The 23,656-nt window shown below is 45.5% G+C and carries 21 protein-coding genes; 1 reads left to right on the top strand and 20 read right to left on the bottom strand.

Translation table 11 applies throughout. The features are described 5' to 3' along the window. Positions 1–75: 75 nt before the first annotated feature. Entirely contained in the window at positions 76–1,716 is a 1,641-nt protein-coding gene (locus tag FN782_RS06560; protein WP_185956091.1) for a glycosyltransferase family protein, read from the top strand. 63 nt (positions 1,717–1,779) lie between these two features. On the opposite strand, the gene FN782_RS06555 is transcribed toward FN782_RS06560, so the two are convergent. The 20 genes from FN782_RS06555 to FN782_RS06460 form a co-directional block, all read right to left on the bottom strand. Further along, on the bottom strand, positions 1,780–3,039 hold the full coding sequence (locus tag FN782_RS06555; protein ID WP_142504973.1) for a glycosyltransferase: 1,260 nt from the start codon (positions 3,037–3,039) through the stop codon (positions 1,780–1,782). Then, positions 3,039–3,998 carry a dTDP-glucose 4,6-dehydratase gene (locus FN782_RS06550; RefSeq protein WP_142504972.1) on the bottom strand — a complete coding sequence of 320 codons (960 nt, stop codon included), beginning with the start codon at positions 3,996–3,998 and terminating at the stop codon, positions 3,039–3,041. The genes FN782_RS06555 and FN782_RS06550 overlap by 1 nt, the downstream gene beginning before the upstream one ends. A gap of 26 nt (positions 3,999–4,024) precedes the next feature. Further along, positions 4,025–4,777, bottom strand: a complete 753-nt coding sequence (locus FN782_RS06545; RefSeq protein ID WP_142504971.1) for an SDR family NAD(P)-dependent oxidoreductase — start codon at positions 4,775–4,777, stop codon at positions 4,025–4,027. Between the two features lie 30 nt (positions 4,778–4,807). Beyond that, a complete protein-coding gene (locus FN782_RS06540; RefSeq protein ID WP_246064871.1) occupies positions 4,808–5,497 on the bottom strand; it encodes an acyltransferase in 690 nt (229 codons plus the stop codon). A gap of 2 nt (positions 5,498–5,499) precedes the next feature. Beyond that, on the bottom strand, positions 5,500–6,471 hold the full coding sequence (locus FN782_RS06535) for a Gfo/Idh/MocA family protein (protein ID WP_142504969.1): 972 nt from the start codon (positions 6,469–6,471) through the stop codon (positions 5,500–5,502). 135 nt (positions 6,472–6,606) lie between these two features. Further along, entirely contained in the window at positions 6,607–7,011 is a 405-nt protein-coding gene (locus tag FN782_RS06530) for a DUF456 family protein (RefSeq protein WP_185956090.1), read from the bottom strand. A gap of 369 nt (positions 7,012–7,380) precedes the next feature. After that, a complete protein-coding gene (locus tag FN782_RS06525; protein WP_185956089.1) occupies positions 7,381–7,857 on the bottom strand; it encodes a DUF456 domain-containing protein in 477 nt (158 codons plus the stop codon). A 35-nt stretch (positions 7,858–7,892) separates the two neighbouring features. Continuing rightward, positions 7,893–9,158, bottom strand: coding sequence for a methionine gamma-lyase family protein (locus FN782_RS06520; RefSeq protein ID WP_142504966.1), 1,266 nt, complete (start codon positions 9,156–9,158; stop codon positions 7,893–7,895). Between the two features lie 27 nt (positions 9,159–9,185). Then, positions 9,186–10,430 carry a GTPase HflX gene (gene hflX / locus FN782_RS06515; RefSeq protein ID WP_246064870.1) on the bottom strand — a complete coding sequence of 415 codons (1,245 nt, stop codon included), beginning with the start codon at positions 10,428–10,430 and terminating at the stop codon, positions 9,186–9,188. 80 nt (positions 10,431–10,510) lie between these two features. After that, on the bottom strand, positions 10,511–11,485 hold the full coding sequence (locus tag FN782_RS06510; protein ID WP_142504965.1) for an AAA family ATPase: 975 nt from the start codon (positions 11,483–11,485) through the stop codon (positions 10,511–10,513). Between the two features lie 99 nt (positions 11,486–11,584). Further along, the gene (gene hfq, locus FN782_RS06505) at positions 11,585–11,830 is read right to left on the bottom strand and encodes an RNA chaperone Hfq (RefSeq protein WP_142504964.1); all 246 of its coding nucleotides are present in this window, start codon (positions 11,828–11,830) and stop codon (positions 11,585–11,587) included. A gap of 39 nt (positions 11,831–11,869) precedes the next feature. Further along, the gene (gene miaA / locus FN782_RS06500) at positions 11,870–12,823 is read right to left on the bottom strand and encodes a tRNA (adenosine(37)-N6)-dimethylallyltransferase MiaA (protein WP_142504963.1); all 954 of its coding nucleotides are present in this window, start codon (positions 12,821–12,823) and stop codon (positions 11,870–11,872) included. After that, positions 12,798–13,571 (bottom strand): class I SAM-dependent methyltransferase, encoded by a 774-nt coding sequence (locus FN782_RS06495; protein WP_142504962.1) that lies wholly within the window; start codon positions 13,569–13,571, stop codon positions 12,798–12,800. Before FN782_RS06495 ends, miaA begins: the two co-directional genes overlap by 26 nt. Beyond that, positions 13,572–15,452 carry a DNA mismatch repair endonuclease MutL gene (mutL, locus tag FN782_RS06490; protein ID WP_142504961.1) on the bottom strand — a complete coding sequence of 627 codons (1,881 nt, stop codon included), beginning with the start codon at positions 15,450–15,452 and terminating at the stop codon, positions 13,572–13,574. It abuts the gene before it with no gap. Beyond that, complete coding sequence (gene mutS / locus FN782_RS06485; RefSeq protein ID WP_142504960.1) at positions 15,445–18,060, bottom strand: DNA mismatch repair protein MutS; 2,616 nt, start codon at positions 18,058–18,060, stop codon at positions 15,445–15,447. Before mutS ends, mutL begins: the two co-directional genes overlap by 8 nt. 95 nt (positions 18,061–18,155) lie before the next feature. Further along, positions 18,156–19,535 carry a putative amidoligase domain-containing protein gene (locus FN782_RS06480; RefSeq protein ID WP_142504959.1) on the bottom strand — a complete coding sequence of 460 codons (1,380 nt, stop codon included), beginning with the start codon at positions 19,533–19,535 and terminating at the stop codon, positions 18,156–18,158. A gap of 128 nt (positions 19,536–19,663) precedes the next feature. Beyond that, positions 19,664–20,239, bottom strand: coding sequence for an outer spore coat protein CotE (gene cotE, locus FN782_RS06475; protein WP_246064869.1), 576 nt, complete (start codon positions 20,237–20,239; stop codon positions 19,664–19,666). A gap of 156 nt (positions 20,240–20,395) precedes the next feature. After that, positions 20,396–20,818 carry a YlbF/YmcA family competence regulator gene (locus tag FN782_RS06470; protein WP_142504958.1) on the bottom strand — a complete coding sequence of 141 codons (423 nt, stop codon included), beginning with the start codon at positions 20,816–20,818 and terminating at the stop codon, positions 20,396–20,398. 2 nt (positions 20,819–20,820) lie between these two features. Continuing rightward, positions 20,821–22,293 (bottom strand): tRNA (N6-isopentenyl adenosine(37)-C2)-methylthiotransferase MiaB, encoded by a 1,473-nt coding sequence (gene miaB, locus FN782_RS06465; RefSeq protein WP_142504957.1) that lies wholly within the window; start codon positions 22,291–22,293, stop codon positions 20,821–20,823. A 173-nt stretch (positions 22,294–22,466) separates the two neighbouring features. Beyond that, positions 22,467–23,642 carry a glycine C-acetyltransferase gene (locus FN782_RS06460; RefSeq protein ID WP_142504956.1) on the bottom strand — a complete coding sequence of 392 codons (1,176 nt, stop codon included), beginning with the start codon at positions 23,640–23,642 and terminating at the stop codon, positions 22,467–22,469. Positions 23,643–23,656: the final 14 nt, after the last annotated feature.

Genomic DNA, 23,656 nt, shown 5'->3' with positions numbered 1-23,656 from the left:
GCATACAAAACGTTGTCATCCTGCAATCGGAACAGGAATATGATTGGATCAATAAGATGCTATAGGAGTGGTACGATGAAACAGTGGTTTCATTTAGAACACCATGACTTCTTCCTTGAAACAATTCCAGATGCTTTTAAAGACTTAAATATTCCTCTAGCTATACCCAACTATTCTCCTATTCCTGAGCTTCCTGCTACTACTATAAAACTAAAAAAGCATTTGGAAACGGTTCGTCCGGATATTATCTTAACTACGGGATGGACTCATTTTCAAAGAGAAAGATATCTTGAAATCGTGCGTAATTATTGTAGGGATCACCGTGCTTTTCATGTATTCTGGTCATTTGAAGATCCAAACCATACGGATATTTGGGGAAAATATATGGCTGAGATGGCAGCACCTGACTTTATTTTTACCCATGCCATCGGTTTTGAAAACGTATATAAAACGCTTGGAATCCCTTCCGCCTATTTGCCTTTCGCCATTAAACCCACCCTTCATTGCAGTCAAACTCCGATCCCTGAATTCCAATCCGACATTGCTCTGGTCGGCAGTTTCAACCCCTTAAGCATCAACTCCGTTCCCCTTCGGATGGAAAGCCTGAAAATTTTGCTGGAACCTCTGATCAAAGAGGGATACGACATCGCAATTTGGGGCAACGGCTGGAAAGAGCATCGTCATAAACTTCCTTTTGATCTGCCCGAAAAGTACATTAAGGAACCTGTTGACTATCAGTATGTACCTAAAATATACAATTCAGCCAAAATCATTTTGGGAATACAAAATGAACCGATCTTACTCACCCGAAGAACCTTTGAATGCATGGGAAGTGGTGGGCTTCTCCTGACCATCGATACGCCCGCTGTCAGAAATCATTTTATAAGAGACCGGCATGTAGCAATCAGCTCCAATCGAACAGAAACCCTTCAGCAGGTAAACCGATTGCTACACAACCCCGGTTTACGTAAACATATTGCAACAAGCGGTCAGAAAGAGGTTCATGCCAACCATACCTATACCGCTAGAATCAAAAAGATGATGGATACGATCCAACCCTATGTAGAAGCCAAGAAAGAGAATCAAACGATTTTTGCTCTTCCCCAACAAGTAAGAAAAGAAGTGCGTCCGAAATATGATGTGACTGCTTCCAACAGAGTAGAGACTGAGTTAAAAGAGGAGTATCTTACGATCACCCGTGAAACATCCAATCACAACGAGGAAACTCAGGTTTACATACAGTTTAAACTGGATTCCGAGGCCTTCTTTGAAGTTACTGCAGCAACACTGAAACTGTTTATGGGCATGCCATCCATAGGGAATCCTGTTCTAAACTGCTATGCGGTCGAATCGTCCTGGAGTATTCAACACTTAATAGATAGAAAGTATCCCTCGATATCAAAAGAGCCGATTGGATCTATAACCATAGACAAACCTTTCGATACGAATTATCCTTGGAAGTACAATTGGTATAGCTTGGATTTGACTTCACTGGTTCAACAGTGGATTTCTGGCAAAAAGTCCAATCATGGTATCTGTCTCACGCTTGCTCCACAGAAAAGAGGGTCTGTTTATTTTATCAGTACCCGTTGGCGTAAAAGTCAATATATCGGAACCTACGGATATTACATTCGTTTACATCCAAGACTTGAGATTGAATACCAGAAAAAAGTGGATAAAAAGATTACTTCACCATGGATCTTTTTTACTTCATAGTTTAGACAAACAAAAGCTTGGCACTCAATTCAGTAGCCAAGCTTTTTAACACAGTGTGTGAAGCTAGCCTCCTTCATATTTTTTTAATTTCCTTGTTAACTGATTCACTTCTTCTTGCAATCGGTCAGACCGATTTGCTTTGGGTCTTAATTGATTAAGCTGTTGCACTAATTTTTCGTACTGAACCGTTTTCTGCTTTAATAGTGGCTTGTAGGGGACCGCTCCTACGGAATCGATATATTGTTCTTTAAAATAAAGAAGATCATCAAAAGATTCAGGGCTAAACTCTCTTCTTTCTTTTTCCTTCAGTACGCTTTCATATAAGCCAATTAATTTTTTCGTCACTTTCTTTACATCATGCACGCTTTCCACATACGCCCTGCCACGACGGGAAAGATCTTTTCTCCTATCGAAGTCTTGGATCAGATTACGAAGCTTTTCCGTCAGATTGTCAGGGTTTACATTTTCAACAGGGATCGTTTGGGATGGCTGGTACAGGTCTTCCTGAATATAAACCATGACCGGTTTTCCAAGTGCCATGGCCTCTACCGTTAACACCCCATACCACCCGATCAATAACTGGTCAATCACAATGTCTGCTCTTTTATATAGCTCCATCGCATCTCGATGTTTCAGATCTGTCACTTCTCTGTATTCAAATTTTAATCCTTTTTCCTTCAACTGTTGTACAGCTTGATTGACAAATGGGGTTCCTTTAATCGCTGGAGAAGAAGGAGCGTGAACAACAAGCGGACAATCCGTCTCTTTGATCCCGATATATTCCCATTCATCCAAATCGAGAACTCTGGGAATAATTTTCGCTTCAGGCAAGTAGCTCTGCAATTCCTCATCTAAGACAACAAATTCATCAACAAAATACCGCAAAAAATTCAAATATTTCCGAGCGGATTCTTCACTAAATATATTTTTCCAACCGTATTGAAATACATTATACGGATTTTTTTGCATACACTCCGATTGAAATCGCAAATCAAATCCAGTAAAGCTATGCACAATCTTTTTGCCCCGATTTTTTATGATCGGTAAGTCAAGTCCCGTGAAATACTCATAAAATCCGCCATAAAATAAAGATCGAAACCAGAAATGATAAATATCATAATCCTCTTTAAGACATTCCTGTAACGTCTGAAATTGAACATCCACTCGACTATATGGATCAAAGCATACTTCTTTATCAGCCCCATAGCCATATTTATGGTTTTGATATGTGAGACAATGAGCTTCCACCCCTTGCCTTCTCAGTTCTTTAGTCAATGCTATAGGCTGTCCGGCATTATTGATGGGACCCAGCAATACCTTCATCATTTTCCTCCTTTGTACCAACGAATCGTTTCTTTCAAACCTTGCTCCAAGGGAGTAAATCTTAAGTCGCGAACCAGAGTCTTCAGCTTTTGATTGCAACCATTGTGGCTTATGACATCTGCTTTTCGGGCTTCCCGTTGCACAATGTCTCCATTGTACCTAAGTAATTGGGCGATTTTTTCAACCAATTCTCCAATCGCAACCTGACTGTCCGCCGAAATGTTGACAACCTCTCCCGGTTTCAGTTTGGAAAACACGTTTATCACAGCTTCAACGGTATCCCCCACATAAATAAAATCCCTCTTCTGTTGACCTGTCCCGTGTATTTCCGGTGCTTCTCCCGAAAGAATTTTTTCAATGGTTTTTGGAATGACAGCGGCCAGTTCTCGGTGATTGCTTTGTCTCGGCCCATAGTTATTGAATGCCCTGACAATAAATGCATCTAAATCAAACATCCTTACATAACTTTGAAGCATTAGGTCTGCCGCCGCTTTTCCCGCGGCATAAGTGGTTGTGGGTTGCAATGGATGGTTTTCGTCCATCGGTTCATAGACCGATGAACCATATGCCTCTGAAGAGGAAAAATGACACAGTGTTTGAAATGCCTTCTTTCTTTGCAATTCCAGCAGATTTTTTATGACCACAACATTGGTCATAAAAGCATTGGATGGATTCAGAAAGGAATAATTCAGAGCTTTGGTAGCACAATTGAATACAATATCGATGGAATGCCGACTGAAAACAGAATCCAGGCACCCTTCGATTTCGGCATCATCTACATAGAGAAGCACACCCTTCTTCAACGCATCGGACAGATTCGCTTTTTCCCCAACAAAAAGATTGTCGACCACGATTACCTGTTTCGGTTGCTCTTCCAATAATCGGTCAACTAAATGACCGCCGATAAATCCAGCCCCTCCGGTTACTAAGATGGTGCTGTTTTGGATGGGAATTCTCATCTTTTAGACCTCCAATTACGAAAAAATTAAAAATTCAAGTGTGACTGGCCTCCATCCACATTCAAATTGACTCCAACAATCCATGAAGCTTTGTCAGAAGCGAGAAACACAGCCACATTTGCAATTTCCTCCGGTGTGCCAAATCGCCCTGCCGGAATTCTGTTTTTTACATATTGTTCCATCGATTTCTTATCTTCCAATCGTTTTTTCCAGGCTTTGTTCAGGTGAAAGATCGCTCCTGGTGCAATCCCATTCACCCTGATATTGTGCTTGATGGCTTCGGTGGAAAAAGCTTTCGTAAAGCTGATGAGTGCAGCTTTTGAGGCATTGTATGCGGGAATTCCTCCTGCTTCCCTTCCATAAATGGAGGAAATATTAATAATGGAACCCCATTGATGATCCTTCATTTTTTCAGCAGCCAACTTACTGAAATGCACCGCGGCATGAAAATTTAATTGCATTGCTTCTTCAAACCGTTTTAAATCTGTATCCATTACTGAAGCTCCATAACTTGCACCCGCATTGTTAACCAAAACATCGATTCGTTTCACATCATTCAGGTAAGTATTGAAGATGCGAACCCTTTCCTGTTGATTGGATATGTCACCCGGATAAATGGTAGCACCGATTTCCCACCCTGTTTGTTCCAATTCATCCTGCGACCGTGCAATAATCCCGACCTGAGCTCCTTCTTCCACAAATTTGGCTGCTATGGCTTTGCCAATCCCTCTGGAACCACCGGTTACCAGCACCTTTTTATCTTTCAGTGATAAATCCATTGATGACGCTCCTTTATAAATAATAGAATATTAGGGAATCTTCCTTGCGGGAACCCCTGCTACAGTGCAACCATCCGTTACATCCTTCGTGACAACAGCTCCGGCACCAATCATTGCATTTTTACCGATAATAATTCCGGGAAGAAGCGTTGCATTGTTTCCAATACTGGCACCTTCCTTAATGTGTGGCCCTTTTAATGATGTAGATGTACGAACCATGTATTTATCATTGGAAGTGGATACTTCGGGACCGATAAAGACATCGTCCTCAAGAACCATATCTGCTGTAATATAAGCACTGGTTTGAATGAGACAACGTTCTCCGATCAATGTCCGGCATTCCACCATTGCATTTCTTCCGATCACTGTAGCCTGCCCGACAACCGTATTTTCTCTGATACTGGCCAAATCTCCGACCATTACCTCACGGCTCAGTTTTGTACCGGAATAAATGATAGTCCCATTCCCAATCCGACTGCCCTTCCCTACATATAGCTCACCTTCAGCATTGTTTTCATGTTGTATTCTTGAGTTTTTAAATGGTTGACATCCCAATACGGAGTTGCACCCAATCATGATATCTTCTTCCAAAATCGTTCCCTTCAGCAAAACAGAATGATGTCCCACTTGAACATTTTCGCCAAGAGTGACACCTTCTTCAATCACAACATTTTCACCAATTACACAAGAGGATGGAACGTGTACGCTTGGATGAACCATCATTACATCTCCTTTGGAAATTTGGAATAATATCTTTTCATATACTCATGGATCCGGTTGGTAACTTCGAGCGCATTCAGACCATCCACTCCCGTTACTTTGGGTGGTTCCTTCGTTTTAACAGAGGTGATAAAATCAGATAGTTGTTTTTTTAATGGCTCATGCCAAGGAACAAAAACCTTTTCAACAATATTTTTTTGACTGTAATTGATCTGCCACTTATTCTTAAAAAAGTTTGTAGAGCGGGAAATCAGAATTTTATTCTCCAATAAATCAGCCTGTATGAAGGCATTTTTCGTTATTACACGAAGCGTTCGTACTTTCTCCTCTGTTTTAAAACTGGCTGTTAATTGCGCTATGATTCCATTGGTGTACCGGGCCACCACAATAGCGTGTTTAATCGTATCATCAAACAGTTGACCCATCCCATAGAAGTTTTGAATACGATGATTGGTTAGATAATCTAAAATGTATATATCATGGATCATCAAATCATTTACAACATCCACATGCAAATTACGGGCATCGAAGGGACTCATTCGATGAACATCAACGGCCAGCATTTCTTCATTCGCTAAAATATTCTTCAGTTCGGCAACCGTTGGATTATATAGTTCAATATGTCCAACCTGTAATATTGTCCTATTTTTGTTTGCATGACGAATTAATTGTTCAGCTTCGGAAACAGTTGCAGTGATCGGTTTTTCCATCAAAATATCCACATGATGATCAATACACTGCATGCCAACCTGATAATGAAGTTCTGTAGGAACAGCAATGCTGACAGCATCCACATGATCCAGAAGAGATTCCAGGCTATTAAAATATTTGGTACCATATTTATCCGCAATGTTCTGTGCCCGTTCAAAATGATTATCATAGATTCCGACCAGTTGGCACTCATTGGATAGTGATAGATACACACGAACGTGATTTTCTCCCATTACGCCTGCTCCAACGACTCCTACCTTCAATATCCCTCCCCCTTTCTCAACTCGATACAGTATTATTATTCTAGAAAACATAAGTCGGAAAAGGCAGCTATACAGTCGGTTCAAAAATGGGTAATAAAAAAAGCCGATTTCAATCGAAGTCGGCTTTTCAATCAATTAGATTAGGAGTATAAAAAACCAAATCAACAACCCCGCCATCAACACTCCCTTGACGATCACACTGCCCAAGCATCCTGCCAATGTACCAACCCCGACCTTCAGCGCTTCCTTCCAATCCCTTTGTCGGATAAATCTGACGATCGCAGCCGGGATGGACCTAAGGGAGCCCCTGTAGCTTTGGATAACAATCCAGCCTGCTATATAATCGGTAATGACTATCATAGCCATCACTGTCATCACTACAATCCAGAAAGACATGGATAAACTGTCCGGATGAATCAAAAAATGATATATTAAAAAACCGAGAAACAGAAATGGTGCATCAGGAAGTATCGGAATGAGCAAGCCCGCAAATCCGAGCAGAAACAGTACAGCAATGAGAATCCACCAAACAAATTCCATTTCCTTCTTCCTCCAATCAATAACCCCCATTACAATTCTAAAGACGAGCTTTACCATTCTGACATGAACCCGTATACGTATCATCCTATCATCAGATCAGGAATAGAAAGACTATAGGAATGATAGAATACGACAGATGTTCTTTCTTGAAGCAATTTCGGATACCTTTCAAGCTAGGCATCCTGCTACTGCCATGTACGGTTCATTCTGATATCATCTTAACCAAGGATGGACTCCTTTTCAAAGAAAAAGTTTTTATACGTAACGATTGTAAGGATCATCATATTTTTTCATTTCAAAACAAAAAAAGCCGATTCCCTTTCATAAAAGAATCAGCTTTTTTTGTGTTCATCTCTATCTTACAATCATCTAAACGACCAATACGAAAAACCAAACCAACAACCCTGCCATCAACACACCTTTGACAAATACACCACCCAAAAATCCAACCAATGTACCAAACCCAGCCCTCAGCGCTTCCTTCCAATCCCTTTGTCGGATAAATTCAACGATCATCACCGCAACCAAAGGACCCAAAATGATTCCTAAAGGGCCGATCGGAATCCCGACCAGAGCTCCAACGATCGCAGCCGGGATGGACCAGCGGGAACCTCCGTAGCTTCGGGCGGCAATCCCACCCGCTATATAATCCGTAATGATTACAATAGCCGTAACGGCCAATGCTCCAATCCAGAAAGACATGGATAAACTATCTGGATCAATCAAAAAGTGATAGATGACAAAGCCGAGAAACAAAAGAGGTGCATCAGGAAGAACCGGGATGAGCAAACCCGCAAATCCGAGCAGAAACAATACAGCAATGAGAATCCACCAAACAAATTCCATTTCCTTCTTCCTCCAATCAATAACTCCCATTACGGTCAACTCTTGCTTCCGTAATCCAGCATTCGGTCCAGTGCTGTCAATACCCCGATTTTTACATGGGAAGCGGTAAGTCCCCCCTGCATATAAGCCAAATATGGGGGCCGAAGCGGTCCATCAGCAGACAGCTCAATGCTTGCACCTTGAACAAAGGTTCCTGCTGCCATAATGACCGGATCTTTGTACCCTGGCATCGGAGAAGGCTCTGGACAAACATGGGCATCCACCGGTGATGCAGCCTGAATCCCTTGGCAGAAGGCCACTAACCATTCCGGCTTCTCCAGGCGAATCAACTGAATGATATCCGTTCGGGGATCGTTGTATCGAGGAGTGGTCTCAAAACCGGCCATTTCCAGAATCGCAGCAGAAAAAAGAGCTCCTTTCAATGCTTCCCCCACCACATGGGGAGCCAGGAAAAACCCCTGATAAAAGTCCCGCATATATCCATGGGTCGCTCCCCCTTCCGCCAAAATTCCTGGGGCAAACAATCGTGAAGAGGCTCGTTCCACCCACTCTTTTTTCCCTGCAATATACCCCCCCGATTTAGCCAGTCCTCCACCGGGATTTTTAATCAGTGAACCTGCGATCAGATCTGCACCCACATGTGTCGGTTCTTCATCCTCCACAAATTCGCCATAACAGTTATCCACAAATACAACGGCATCTGGACAAATTCTTCGAACGCTGTGAACCATATCCCGAATCTCTTTTACGGAAAAGGAAGCGCGGTCTGAGTACCCTCTGGACCGCTGAATGGCGATACATCGAGTTCGGGGTCCTGCGGTTTTCTCCACCGCCTCCCAATTGACTTGACCGTCAGGCGTTAAAGGTACTGCTTGATACGAGATATCATAATCCGCAAGAGAGCCCGAACCATCCTTCCCTTTCCCAATCACTGTTTCCAAGGTATCATAGGGTGCGCCGGTGATATAGAGAAGTTCATCTCCCGGTCGAAGTACACCAAATAGACAGGAAGTAATTGCATGGGTTCCAGAGATAAGCTGGGGACGAAACAGAGCCTGTTCCGCCCCGAAAATACGGGCTACGATTTTTTCCAATGTTTCCCGCCCCATATCGTCATATCCATAGCCTGTGGAAGAGGCCAAATGCTGTTCACTGACCCCCGCCTCCCGGTATGCTTCCAACAGGCGCCACTGGTGCATTTCCACACGACGTTCAATCCTCCGAACGGCAGGAGTGATACGGTCTTCTGCTTCCTCTCTCCACTGTTTTAAAATCTCACCATGCTTCAAATGCTTGTACACGTTTCAACACCATTTCCATGTTTGATCTCAATAAATGTTGCAAATAAACGCTTTCACTTCCTGTGATAATCGCTCATAACGTCTCAAAGGCAATTGAAAATCCATCTTCATCGTCAGACCCACCACTTTTGACTGAAAAACGTCCGCTTCCTTATAAAGACAAGAAATGATTTCACCTTTTGAAACAGGAATTTCTGCTGAACCCTGGACATTCACTGCATGTAACATGGAATCCATTTTCTCTTTCAGCCTAATTAAATCCCCATCATCCAAAGCGGAAATTCGAATGGACTCTCCTTCCGCGGTTAAAATCCGATCACAACCTGAATCGATTTTGTTAAAAACCGTGAGCACTGGAATCCGATCGGAATGCAGCTCCTTTAGTACCTCTTCCGCTGCATCCATTTGTTCTGTTGCTTCCGGATGACTGGCATCCACCACATGCAGAAGGAGATCCGCTTCCCTCACCTGCTCCAGTGTGGATCGAAACGACGCGACCAAATGGTGGGGCAAGCGTCGGATAAATCCAACCGTATCCGTCAGTATCACTTTTTCCTCTGATGGAAGAACAAGAAAACGGGATGTTGGATCCAAGGTGGCGAAGAGCCGGTCTTCCGCCGGCACTCCCGCCCCGGTTAAGCGATTAAGAAGCGTTGATTTGCCTGCATTCGTATATCCGACCAGAGCGACCTGTGTCATATCCATTTTCCGACGCCGGGATTGGTGAAGATCACGATGTTTCCGAATCCGCTCTAAATCCTTTTTTAAATACTGGATTCGTCGGCGTATATGCCGTCGATCGGTTTCCAGCTTTTTCTCCCCCGGACCACGGGTGCCAATCCCTCCACCCAAACGGGACAGGTGATGCCCCATGCCGGTCAAACGGGGAAGTAAATATTCCAACTGGGCCAGCTCTACTTGGACCCTTCCTTCTCTCGTCCTTGCCCGCATCGCAAATATATCCAGGATCAACTGGGTTCGATCCAATACCTTACAGGACAACATACGTTTCAGATTGATTTGCTGACCAGGAAGCAACTCCCGATCCACAATAACCATATCCGCTTTCTCTTTATAAACCTGGTCGGCAAGATTTTCCACTTTCCCTCTCCCAATCAGCCATGCAGGATCGGGAGTTTTCCGGTACTGTATCACATGATCCAGCACCTCTACACCCGCTGTATTTGCCAATCTCTCCAACTCCAAAAGAGAGGACTGGATATGTTCTGCATCCCTGTAGCTTCCGCAACCAACCAAAATCGCCCGCTCCAACCCAAAATCGCCTTCGATCTTTCTTCATCCTCCCTGAGATCATACCTTTTCATTCCCATTATAGCATGCTTTACTCTCGTTCAAGGAATATACCGGAATGGAATGGAGGAGGATTCCTCCGATTCGCGAAACCGCAAATCATCCGCATTTAAGATCATCAGGTCTTCCTTGGAGACATATCGACTATTCAATAGACGCACCGCTTGATGACGGATGGCGCTCTCCACCAGATTCCGGATATATCGTCCATTCCCAAAAGACTCCCCAGGAGATCGAACCGATTCTGTCAGATGTCGTCTCAGTTTTTGCAAAGCCGGTCCTGAAAACCGATACTCTCTTTTCTGGACCATTCCCTGCGCAATTTTCAATAACTCTTCAATCGAAAAATCAGGGAAACGTAGATGAATCGGAAAGCGAGAAGGCAAACCCGGATTGGAACGCAAAAACTGTTTCATCTCTCCGGGATAACCTGCCAAAATCAAAACAAACTCATTTTTGTAATCTTCCATGGATTTAACCAATGTATCAATCGCTTCCTTGCCAAAGTCCTTTTCCCCACCCCTGGATAAAGAATAGGCTTCATCAATAAATAGAATCCCACCCAAAGCGCGTTTCACATGATCCCGTGTTTTCTGAGCCGTATGACCGATATATTCTCCAACCAGATCGGCCCGTTCCACTTCCACCAAGTGGCCTTTCGACAGAATCTCCATTTCTTTGAGAAGCGTTCCCATAATCCGAGCAACCGTTGTTTTTCCCGTTCCTGGATTCCCCTCAAAAACCATATGAAGTACCTGATTTTCTGTTAATAAGCCTGCGGCCAGTCGACGCTTATTGACAGTCAACCATGCATAAATTTCATGAATAAACGCCTTGATCTTGGAAAGCCCCACCAATTGATCCAACTCTTCCAAACAGCGCTTTAATGGAAGATGTTCTTCCCCAGCACTGATCATCCCGGAATCCTCCACCCGTTCAAAAGAGGTGTCTTTTTTGCCGTGATCCAACACCACTTGGATACGATAAGGTTCCTTTGCGATTGCGCGGCTTGCCATATCTGTCACCTCTTTGCTGGAATCGGCTCATCTATGTATACGCATCCGCCCAGTCATTGGTGACGAGACATGGAAAAACCAAGTGTGAATCACTTGGTTTTAACCTTCTTTATTGGAATCTTCATTGGACATCAGAGATACCGGACGGGCGGGTGTAAATGTGGAAATGGCATGTTTATATACCATCTGTTGTTTTCCGTCACTATCAATTACAACCGTAAAGTTGTCAAAGCCGCGAAGCACTCCTCGTAATTGGAACCCATTGACCAAATAAATGGTGACAGGGACAGACTCTTTGCGGATCTGATTTAAAAAGGTGTCTTGAATATTGATCGATTGCTTCAAAATAGGTACCTCCTATGTACGTTTTGGCATTAGTTTACTCTATTCTTGATATCGAGGAAAGTTTCCTGCAACAAAACGTCGAATTTCTTTTTGGGAATGCTCAAATGTCACGTCAAACCAATGAATTTCCGGCAGCCTGCGAAACCAAGAGAGTTGCCGCTTGGCAAACTTACGGGTGCGCCGTTTGATCAGATGAACCGCTTCTTCCAGACTGATCTCCCCATTTAAGTGCGACAACAACTCTTTATAACCAAGAGCTTGCATGGACACGGAATCCTTATCGTACCCCATGCGACGTAACGCCTCTACTTCATCCAGGAGACCTTCCTTCATCATCTGGTCTACCCGGTCGTTTACCCGTTCATACAATTGTTCCCGTGGCATCGTTAAGCCGATCCATAACATTCGGTACGGGGGAGGATCATAGGTCTGTCCCTTGGAAAGCGGCTCTCCTGTTTTTTGATAGATTTCCAAAGCCCGGATAATCCGGCGACGGTCATTCGGGTGAAGGCGGTCCGCTGTCATCGGATCAACCTCCTGCAATCGCTTGTGAAGGAATTGATTCCCTTTTTCATCTGCCAAACGATGCATTTCCCTTCGAAACTCCGGGTCTTCTTTGACGCCGGGAAGGCGGTAGCCATGGGTAACAGCCTGGATATAAAGACCAGTCCCTCCGACCAACATCGGAAGCTTCCCCCTGCTCTGTATTTCAATGATCTTCTCCCTTGCCAATCGTTGAAACTCTTCCACGGAAAAGGGGTAATCGGGGTCTACCAGATCGATCAGATGATGGGGAACTGATTTTCTTTCCTCTGTGGTGGCTTTCGCCGTTCCAATATCCATATACCGATATACCTGCATAGAATCCCCGGAAATGATCTCACCCTGAAAATCTTGGGCAAGGGTGAGACTGAGTGCCGTTTTTCCTACTGCTGTCGGCCCGACAATCACTAAAAGGTCTTTCAAATCAGGGTTCGATGATGCCGAAGGCATGATTGGACGCCTCCTTCACCACACGAAATCCCAAACGCTCAAACTCCCCGCTCATCAGCCGTTCCTTTAAAACAACACGTTTTCGGGCCACTCGCACCGCCTCCCGGACGGAATCCGGATCTAGCGGGTTCGGGTCCGCCAGTTCCTTCAGCATTTGAATCCCTGATGATCGTTTGACCGTGTTGCGAAACATCGGATCAAACATGACTACATCAAAGGATTGATCCTCCAGCCGGGGAAGGGTCACGCGATAATCCGCACAAACCACCCGAACCGAACCCATGGCTCTTCGGAGTCGAGAGGAGCCGGAAGCGTAGTGTTTCATACCGTCTTCCACCAAAGCAGCAATGAGAGGCTGGCTCTCCAAGCCAATCACCTCTCCTTTTTCGCCCACCACATGAGCGGCCACAATAGAATCTGCTCCCAGCCCCAATGTACAATCCAGAACACGGTCACCCTGTTTCAGATTGGCAGCTGTTACCAAGGCATCGCCTCCTCCACCAACTAACTCCTTTACCCGAATCGCAGCCAGATTGGGATGAAAACGAAACCGGTTCCCCATCCGATCTTCCCACCATGTCTCTTCACTTGCAACAACCACAATCCCGCTTACGTCAGCCTCCTCCATCATCCGCTTCAGGGAGCGGCCCTCACGGGGAAGAAAGTCCCCGCATAAGAGCCGGACCATTTTCATGGCCCTTTCCAATTCCCTCTTTGCCGGACGACGGGATGTTGTAACCACTGCCACTTACATCACCCGTTTAAACATCTTTTCAATCTCATAAGTGGAAAAGCGAATAAAGATGGGTCGTCCATGCGGACATGTAAAAGGAGTCTCACACTCTTTTAACTGCCGGATCAGACTTTCCATCTCATCCTTGCGAAGATGCCGGTTCGCCTTGATCGCCGCCTTGCATGACATCATCTTGGCTCCATCGTCTCGGAGACGGGCAAGATCCATCTTTTCCCCTCTTTTGACCCAATCCAGGATTTCCCGGATTAACGCTTCCTCATCTCCTTGCGGAAACCAAGCGGGATGGGAACGGACGAGAAATGTGGTACCGCCGAATGGCTCAATATCCATACCCAGTCCGGTAAGATGGGGAATCCAATTCCGGATGGCTTCAGATTCTGACGGGGTGCACTCCACTGTCATCGGAACTAAAAGCGGTTGTTGCTTTCCATCCTGCTCCTTCATTCGGTTATAAAAGATTTCATAGTATATCCGTTCATGAGCTGCATGTTGGTCCAAAATATAAAAACCATCTTCAGACTGGGCAATAATATAGGTCCCGTGAATCTGGGCCAAAGGAAGCAAATCCGGCAACCGCTTTTCTTTGATATCCTGCTTCTTCTCTGACTGAGGCGTTTCCTGATTCAGAGGGGACGGAGAAGGCTCCACCCGTGGCAACTCCCGATGAGCTGGCTGTGCCAAAGCCGGATCTTCAACAGACGACTTCACCGGATCGTCGACACCGGATTCACGAACATGAAGAATCTCTTCTCCCTGTTTCACCTTGGGTTTTGGAATATTTCCTTCTGATTTGGAGCCGGATTCATTCCAATTCAGCCGCTCCTGAACCGGGCGGACTTGAACGGGAGATCGCTCCTGTCGGGGATAGGCGGCTTCAGGAATCAGCGTTTGCTTTCGAAACAGATCCTTGATCCCATTTTCGATCAACCGGCATAACGCTTTCTCTTTACTGAGTCGTACTTCCAGCTTGGAAGGATGAACATTCACATCCACCAGCTTGGGGTCCATCATAATGGAAAGTACAACAATGGGATACCGACCGATCGGAAGAAGTGTATCGTATGCCCTTAGAATGGCTTGAGTCAGCGGGATGTTACGAATATAGCGCCCGTTGATCACTGTGGAAATGTAAGATCGGTTGGACCGTGTCACTTCCGGCTTAACGACCAGCCCCTCCAAGGTAAAATCCATATCCTCCGCAGCAAAAGGCAACACCTTTTGAGCCACCTGTTTCCCATACAGTGCATGCACCACATGGAGCATTTTCCCATCTCCAGGAGTACGAAAGAGCTTCCTGTCATTATGCGTCAACAGAAAGGAAACATCCGGGTGAGCCAAAGCCAGCCGTCCCACCACATCAGCCACATGACTGATTTCAGTGTTGACGGTTTTAAGGTATTTCAAACGGGCCGGTGTATTAAAGAACAAATCTTCTACAATCACTTCCGTTCCACTGGAGCGAACCGCATCTTCCGTGGAAACCAGCTTCCCACCTTCCAAAACCAACCGTGTTCCAGGCTCCCCACCTTCCTCAGAAGTGGTCAAGGTAAGTCTTGAAACAGAGGCAATACTCGGCAATGCTTCTCCCCGAAACCCCAATGAGCGGATGGAAAAAAGATCCCGTTCTCTTCGTATTTTACTGGTGGCATGTCGCTCAAAAGCAAGAACGGCATCTTCCCGATCCATTCCGGAACCGTCATCGGTCACACGAATCGACCGAATTCCCCCTTCTTCAATCGAGATGGTGATCCGTTCAGCTTGTGAGTCCAAGGCATTTTCCACGAGCTCTTTCACCACGGAAGCCGGTCGTTCCACCACTTCCCCTGCGGCAATCTGATTGGCCAAACGGTCATCCATCACTTTGATTTTACCCATCCGAATCGCCTCCGGAAGATCGGATATTCTTCAATTTCCGTTGCATGTCATCCAGAAAACGGATCGTATCGATTGGCGTATGATGAAGGAGATCCCACTTACGAATGGCATCCAGAACCTCGGCTTCTCTCGGATGAATCGGTGCGTTGGTTTGGGATGGAGCCCCAAAAGAAAATAAATCCAGTTGCCCCGTACTGGCAGACTGCATCCGCCCTTCCAACATCTCCAAGAGACCCTGGGAGCGTTGGATCACCTGATCCGGCATGCCTGCCAATTGCGCAACATGGATACCATAACTCTTATCCGCTCCTCCCCGCTCCAGCTTATGAAGGAATACAACCTTTCCCTCTTTTTCCACACAGCGGGCATGTACATTAACTACCCGATCCAGATCCTCATCCAAACGTGTCAGTTCATGGTAATGCGTGGAAAAGAGGGTTTTAGCCCCCACATGGTCATGAATATACTCCACAATCGCTTGAGCTAAAGCCATACCATCATAAGTGGATGTTCCCCGGCCCACCTCGTCAAGAAGGAGCAAACTGCGCGAAGTAGCTTGAGAAAGAGCCAAACGCGTTTCATCCATCTCCACCATAAAGGTGCTCCGTCCACCAACCAAATCATCCGCAGCGCCAATCCGGGTGAAAATACGATCAATCAATCCGATTTCCGCACGGTTTGCGGGAACAAAACATCCGACCTGCGCCATCAATGTCATTAATGCTACCTGACGCATATATGTACTCTTTCCTGCCATATTGGGTCCGGTAATCAAAAGAACCTGGCCTGCTTCCATATGGGTATCATTAGGCACAAATTCCCCTTCATTCAAGGCGGATTCCACCACCGGGTGGCGACCCTTCTCAATGTAAATCCGATGATCATTTGCAACCTTTGGACGAACATAGTGGTTCTTTTCTGATACAGCCGCAAACGAGTGAAGGGCGTCCAAACGTGATATCTGATCGGCAAGGCGTTGAATACGGGGGATTTTTCCAGCAATCTGTTCCCGAATCTCGGCAAAGAGTTGATATTCCAGTTCTACAGACTTTTCTTCTGCTTCCAGAATCAATCGTTCCTGTTCCTTCAATTCTTGGGTAATAAAGCGCTCCGCATTCGCCAATGTCTGCTTTCGTTGATATCGCCCTTCAGGGAGGTGACGCAGATTTGCTTTGGTCACTTCAATATAGTAGCCAAATACTTTGTTAAATCCAACTTTTAGTGACTTAATTCCCGTCTCTTCCCTTTCTCTCTGTTCCAAACGTGTAATCCAAGTCTTTCCGTTTCGCTGGATCTCCCGGAGCCGATCAAGCTCCTCATCATAACCTTCTTTTACCAATCGGCCTTCTTTTAGCCCGGTCGGAGCATCTTCTGAAATGGACTGTTCTATCTGCTCTTGAACATCTGTCAGAGGGTCCAGCTTTTCTGCAATGCGTTTTAAAGCATTGCTTCCGGAATTCTTCAGACACTCTTTGAGATCGGGAATCATTTCTAAAGAGCGGCAGAGCGCCAGCAGGTCACGGGCATTCGCCGTTCCATAAGCAATACGAGCAGACAACCGTTCCAAATCATAGACACCTTTCAAACGGTCATGAATATCCTCCAAAAGCAACAGTTGGTTCACCAAAGACTCAACTGCATCCTGACGCTCTTCAATTTCCCGGATATCCAAAAGAGGCTTGTCCAGCCATTTTTTGAGCAACCGACTTCCCATCGCGGTTGCTGTCCTATCCAATAATCCCAAAAGAGAACCCGCTTTTTTCCCCTCCCGGAGAGACCGGGTTAATTCAAGGGTCTGACGTGCTGAAGCATCCAGCACCATGAAACGGGCGGCATCATAGCGTTCAATTCGGTTCATATGGGCTAAAGCGCGCTTTTGTGTTTGATGCAAATAAGCCAGAAGCAATCCGGCCACCTCTTCCAGAAGGGAGGTGGTCAATACCTCCCGATAATCTGGAAACCGTTCTTGAAGCGTACTTCTGACTTCCTTCATCGAATTCTCTTCCGAGTGCAATACGGTAATGAGAGCCCCAAGGCGCAGCTTTAAATGTTCCTTAAAAGCAACATCTTGATCCAAATGGGAATTCAACAAAACTTCTTTTGGTTGATACGCTGCCAACTCATCGATCACCGCTTCCGGACCGCCAGTTACCTCCGTTACATAAAACTCTCCCGTCGACAAGTCGCATGCTGCAAGAGCAAAATTTTCCTGTCGGCAGGTTAGCCCCACCAAAAAGTTGTTTTCTTTCTCAGTCAGCATTTTTTCTTCCATCACGGTACCAGGAGTAATGACCCGGACCACTTCACGCCGAACCACTCCTTTGGCCGAAGCGGGATCTTCCACCTGTTCACAGATGGCTACCCTGTAACCTTTTTCAATGAGGCGCTGGATATATACTTCAGCTGAATGATACGGCACTCCGCACATCGGAATCTTTTCTTTCCCACCATCACGTGAAGTGAGCGTAATCTCCAGTTCCTCAGCCGCTTTTATCGCATCTTCAAAAAACATTTCATAAAAATCGCCTAAACGAAAAAATAAAAAGGCATCCGGATGATTTGCCTTGATCGATAAATACTGTTTAATCATCGGAGTATACCTGGCCATCTTGAAGACCCCTCCGAACTTGTATTTTTTTCTTTTTCTCGGTATACGCGATATTTATTGTATCACGCCCTTCTGTCACAAACAAGCAATGCCTATCAACGATACGGTGGTATTTTCCACAGTTTTCGTATATCTTTTGATTCATTCCAGGTCTTATCCGAAAACAGCATACGAAAAAACGAATCCAGATAACGCTGATACCGTTGGTAATCATCCAACCCCTTCAATTCTTCCCACAACCTGCTGACAATAGGCTTTAATTGCTCCTTGTTTCCATCATAATACGCTTTCTGTACTGTATATCGCTTAAGATCATCCGCCTTTAAAATCGGATAACGAGCCACCACCAACTTTGCCAAAGCAAGTACACCCTTGGTTAAGGTGGGAGATACCAACCAACTGGGAAGGGTTCGATATTCAAAACCACCATGGAACTGGTTTCGATAGTCTCCCAGATATCCATATCGGGGGCGACGCCGAACCCCGATCGGATCTTCCACCAGTACAAGAGGAAGTGCCAAATAATGATCCAAAGCACGTAAAAGTTTAAAATTCAAATATACTCCAGAAAAATGAATATGACCTCCGAGCGGAAATCCCGGATGGGGAAGAGCTCCCGCAAGCCACTGAACATCCGTTATATTCACTCGCTTTGAAGCTTGAAGCATCCCTTTATATAACCGAATCACCAATTGACGGGGATCTCGTGTCGGTTGCGGGCGAATCTCCACCAGAGGCTTTGCTGATCGGTTTTGCCCATACCAGATCGCATCACACCCCACCCTGCCAAAGCGGGGAAAATAGTCTGAAGCCATAATCAGGCTTCCATTGTTTTTTCGCATGATGAATTCAGGATCAGCACCCAAGATGACCTGATCCAAAGGAACCAAGGTGTGGGGCAGACTTTTTACATAACCGGAAAGCGCATGAAAAAAACTTTTTTCCATCTCGCGATTCAGCTTGGGGCCTGGGATCACATCCTGTACTTCAACCATATTACCCGCCCGTATTCCAATTTTCACCACACCATAATCCAACCCCAAAGCATACAGCGCCCGAATGGAAAGCGTCTTTACTCGCCGACATTCCCTGGTGTTTTCATTTAAATCTACACTCTGGAAGGTTTCTCTTTTCGTGGAGGCTTTCCCAGCTAACCAAGCTTTTTGTTGACGGGAGCGATACATTCGGGTCACTTTGGTTTGAAATACAGAAACAATATATTTTTTAGTCACAAGGAGTTTTTTATCAGCTACAGCAATACCATGAAGCTTTAAAACAGCAATTTTGTAATCACGGTCAGTTGCACCATTTACTGCTTCTTCTACATTAAGTGTCATCATCTGATTCTCATATGACCGGTTTTGCAAACCTTCTATACGAATGGAGGATACAAGCGTGTTTTGTGATGTCACCAATTGGTTCTGCATCGTTTGTTCACTAACTGCACCTTGGATCGGAAGGTTAAGCGGCTCCATATCGCTTCCCCTTTCGCATTTACGAATAGAGACCTGTTGATATGTTATGTGACTGAGGGATACATGGTTAGCACATAAAAGAAAATGGAGGCTTCTGCCTCCACGGGCTTACGGTATGGTTACAGCCATCAGTCGTTCAAGTCATCAATAACCAAATCCGGGTCCAGATCTTCAAAGTCATCAACCGTCTCTTCTGTATCTGTTCCCTCCAATACTTTGTCATCCCAATCATCACAATCACCAGGGCACACCATGACGCAGACCTTCGTCTCTCCAACCATCTCCACATAAAGCTCTCTTTCCACCCGAACCAAACATGAACCATCAGCAGCAATGGTCGCTTCAACGCAATTGGGGGGTTGAGTGGCTATGGCCGTTACCTGTGTGGTTCCCTCCCGTACATTACTGTCGTAGTAACTTAGTGAAACCTGCTCCACATAGCTTACGGTGTGGTTGGCCACTTCTGTTTTGGTATTCTCGTCAAAAGAAAACCACATATTGATGTCATAGCTCCCTGAGACCTCAATGACATCCCCCACCTGGTTCGCTTCATATTTGTGATTGATAATCCAAGCACCAAGGATGCTGGAAATATTGTCAGGGGGGTGGATGGAGTGGGTTGCCTGGGAGAACTTACGGCCTTTACCGGTAACCGCTTTGGTAATGATCTCACGGCATTGCATTCCGTTATCTGTTTTTGACACGATACTCCCTCCTCCAAAACAACGTTCAGTATCAATAGTATGCAGGGCGATCGTCTAGGGTGCTAAAAAAAGCCCGGAACATCAGCCCAAAGCCGTCAGTGCACAAAAAAACGACCTGCAGGAAATTCCTCTCAGGTCGTTCAGTCACTGATATAGTTATTTGCAGCCGCAAGGGCCGCCACTACCACAACCACCGCCTCCAGCATCTCCTCCGATTTCCACATCCAGCTTTTCGGAAATCTCTTGTGCGACAATATTCGTCAATGTTTGTAACAGATCGTTCATCTCTACCTGTGATTGCTGATATTCCCGTACAATTGGCAGACTGTCCATCTCTTTGTGTAACTGGTCAAGCTCCTGTTCCAGTTGACGAATATATGCAGATTTCCCGTAATGCTTTGCGTGGACCAGTTCCTTCTGTTTTCTTTTAATCTCTTCAATGAGTTTGTTCACCCGGTTGCTTCGTTGAATTTGCTCTTCAGCCAGACGAAAGCGCCGAACCTCCTCAGCCTCCAAGAGACGTTTACCCAATCGGGCAGCATGGACCAAGGCAGGATGATCGTTTGCAATTTCTTTCATGTTCAGCTGCCCACCTGATGAGCGGAAGACTCTTCCATCCACTCACCTTTTAACGTCCAGGTGCGAGGCTCAGTGATCCGAACATGAGCAAAACGGCCAATTAAATGTTTCGGTCCGTAAAAGTTTACAAGTTTATTGGTTCGCGTGCGGCCAGATAAAACATCCGGATCTTTCTTACTCTCCCCTTCCACCAACACCTCAACCACTTTTCCTTGAAGGGACTCGTTTTTCTTCCGGCTGATTTCATCTTGAAGACGGTTCAAACGATGCAGTCGCTCCTTTTTCACTTCCTGTGGAACATTGTCCTTCATTTTTGCCGCTGGAGTTCCTTCACGGGGAGAGTAGATAAATGTGAAAGCAGAGTCAAACTCCACTTCCTTCATCAGAGAGAGTGTATCCTCAAACTGTTCTTCTGTCTCGCCCGGATATCCGACAATAATATCCGTGGTTAACACCACATCGGGAATCGCTCGCTTGATTTTCCTGACAAGCTCCAAAAACCGCTCCCGTGTATATTTACGTGCCATGATTTTCAGGATATCATTGTTACCTGACTGTACCGGAAGGTGAATATGCTCCACCAAATTTCCCCGCTTAGCCAATACTTCAATCAGATGATCATCAAAATCCCTCGGATGACTGGTTGTAAACCGGACACGAGGAATCCCGATCTTGCGCATATCATCCATCAGGTCACCAAACCGATAATCTCTTCCGGTCAAATCCTTTCCGTAAGCATTCACATTTTGACCGAGCAAAGTAACTTCCTGATATCCCTTGCGCGCCAATTCCCGAACTTCCGCCAAAACATCTTCAGGGCGCCGGCTCCGCTCTTTTCCCCGTGTATATGGAACAATACAGTAGGTGCAAAATTTATCACACCCGTACATAATATTCACCCATGCCTTCAACCCATCTTGGCGGATCTTGGGAAGATTCTCAACAATATCTCCTTCCTTGGACCAGACTTCCACTACCATTTCCTTGCTCATCAACGCTTCCATCAAAAGATGTGGCAGCCGGTGAATATTGTGTGTCCCAAAAATAAGATCCACATGCTGGTGCTTTTGAAGAATCCGGTTGACAACCGACTCTTCCTGGGACATACATCCGCACATTCCCAATACCAGTTCAGGCTTTTCCACCTTCAAGGGCTTCAGACGACCAATTTCACCAAACACTTTGTCCTCAGCATTTTCACGAATGGCACAGGTATTGATCAGAATCAGATCCGACTCTTCCTCACATTCTGTCGATTCGTACCCCATCAACTCCAGAATGCCTGCAATCGTTTCTGAGTCATGAACATTCATCTGACAGCCAAATGTCTTGATCAGATACTTTTTACCTTTGCCGACCTCTTTCATTTCATCCGGTATCTGATCAAATTCCAAAACAGAGACATCCTGCTTCCCACGCTTTTTCGCCGCCTTTAAATCTGGTGGCGTAAAATATTTGCGCATTTCTTCGTTCATCTATACTCAACCCTTTCCACGGTATGAGTGATCAAATCAGTATCTAATAAATTATATCGAAATCCACTCGATTCTTCAATGAAAGGCAGGTTCAACCATTCCATCCATCAGAAAAAAGACAGCCGGGAAAACACTCGACTGCCTTGATCCAATACGGAAAAACCATCACTATGTTAGATAATCCCCAGCTTTCGTCCGGCACGGGCAAAAGCTTCCAATGCCCGCTCCAAATCCTCTTTGGAATGCCCTGCGGTTACAATCGTCCGTACACGTGCCTCTCCCTTGGCCACGGTGGGGTATACAATCCCTTGCGCATAAACGCCTTCTTCCAGCAGTTCATCGGAAAACTTCATCGCAAGAGCGTCATCTCCAACCATGACAGGAGTAATCGGAGTTTCACTCTTACCGGTTTGAAACCCAAGATCATGTAACCCTTTTTTAAACATACGGGTATTTTCCCAAAGACGTTCAACCAACTCCGGTTCCTCCAGCAGCACATCGATTGCAGCCTTGCAGGCAGCCGTTACAGCCGGAGGGTGAGAAGTGCTAAACAGAAAGGGGCGAGCACGATGAATCAGGTAGTCGCGGAGAACGGAAGGACCTGCTACATAGCCTCCCAGTACACCGATCGCTTTGGAAAGCGTTCCGACTTGGATATGAACGCGTCCATGAAGGTTAAAATGATCCACAGTACCCCGTCCATTTTTCCCCATTACCCCGCTGGCATGAGCATCATCCACCATAACCAGCGCATCGTATTTTTCACACAGCTCTACGATATCGGGAAGAGGTGCCACATCTCCATCCATGCTGAAAACGCCATCTGTTACCACAAGACGGGTACGTGCCCCTTCTGTCTCTTTGAGTGCTTTTTCCAAATCATCCATATCAACATGCTTATATATACGACGACCTGCTTTGGTAAGACGAATGCCGTCAATAATACTGGCATGGTTCAAAGCATCACTGATCACGACATCCTGATCCGTTAGGATGGATGACAGCACCCCAACATTCGCAGTAAATCCGGATTGGAAAACAAGTGCAGCCTCGGTATGTTTAAAATCCGCCAGTTTTCTTTCAAACTCCTCATGCATAGAAAATGTACCGGCAATGGTACGAACGGAACCGGTCCCCGCACCATATTTCTCCACAGCCTCCAACGCCGCCTTTTTCAGCCGTGGATGTGTGGTAAGACCCAAATAATTGTTGGATGAAAGCTGGATCACCCGCTGTCCCTGAATCGTTACTTTTGAGTCCTGATCGGATTCCAGTTCGGTAAGCGGCCGATAAGTACCTAATTCTTTCCATTCACGGATTTCTTCCTCAAGATATTCAAAGCCTTTCATCATTTCCCCTCCTA

The organism is Melghirimyces algeriensis, assembly GCF_900182565.1.
GTDB classification, from domain to species: Bacteria; Bacillota; Bacilli; order Thermoactinomycetales; family DSM-45169; genus Melghirimyces; species Melghirimyces algeriensis.
The sequence above is the reverse complement of the archived record's forward strand: the minus strand, read 5'-3'. Positions and strand labels throughout refer to the sequence as shown.

Bases quoted from the DNA above. Each gene is read 5' to 3' on its own strand.
- FN782_RS06560 (WP_185956091.1), top strand. From the start codon at position 76: ATGAAACAGTGGTTTCATTTAGAACACCATGACTTCTTCCTTGAAACA.
- FN782_RS06555 (WP_142504973.1), bottom strand. From the start codon at position 3,039: ATGAAGGTATTGCTGGGTCCCATCAATAATGCCGGACAGCCTATAGCA.
- FN782_RS06550 (WP_142504972.1), bottom strand. From the start codon at position 3,998: ATGAGAATTCCCATCCAAAACAGCACCATCTTAGTAACCGGAGGGGCT.
- FN782_RS06545 (WP_142504971.1), bottom strand. From the start codon at position 4,777: ATGGATTTATCACTGAAAGATAAAAAGGTGCTGGTAACCGGTGGTTCC.
- FN782_RS06540 (WP_246064871.1), bottom strand. From the start codon at position 5,497: ATGGTTCATCCAAGCGTACACGTTCCATCCTCTTGTGTAATTGGTGAA.
- FN782_RS06530 (WP_185956090.1), bottom strand. From the start codon at position 7,011: ATGGAATTTGTTTGGTGGATTCTCATTGCTGTACTGTTTCTGCTCGGA.
- FN782_RS06525 (WP_185956089.1), bottom strand. From the start codon at position 7,857: ATGGAATTTGTTTGGTGGATTCTCATTGCTGTATTGTTTCTGCTCGGA.
- FN782_RS06510 (WP_142504965.1), bottom strand. From the start codon at position 11,485: ATGGCAAGCCGCGCAATCGCAAAGGAACCTTATCGTATCCAAGTGGTG.
- miaA (WP_142504963.1), bottom strand. From the start codon at position 12,823: ATGCCTTCGGCATCATCGAACCCTGATTTGAAAGACCTTTTAGTGATT.
- mutL (WP_142504961.1), bottom strand. From the start codon at position 15,452: ATGGGTAAAATCAAAGTGATGGATGACCGTTTGGCCAATCAGATTGCC.
- mutS (WP_142504960.1), bottom strand. From the start codon at position 18,060: ATGGCCAGGTATACTCCGATGATTAAACAGTATTTATCGATCAAGGCA.
- FN782_RS06480 (WP_142504959.1), bottom strand. From the start codon at position 19,535: ATGGAGCCGCTTAACCTTCCGATCCAAGGTGCAGTTAGTGAACAAACG.
- FN782_RS06470 (WP_142504958.1), bottom strand. From the start codon at position 20,818: ATGAAAGAAATTGCAAACGATCATCCTGCCTTGGTCCATGCTGCCCGA.
- miaB (WP_142504957.1), bottom strand. From the start codon at position 22,293: ATGAACGAAGAAATGCGCAAATATTTTACGCCACCAGATTTAAAGGCG.
- FN782_RS06460 (WP_142504956.1), bottom strand. From the start codon at position 23,642: ATGAAAGGCTTTGAATATCTTGAGGAAGAAATCCGTGAATGGAAAGAA.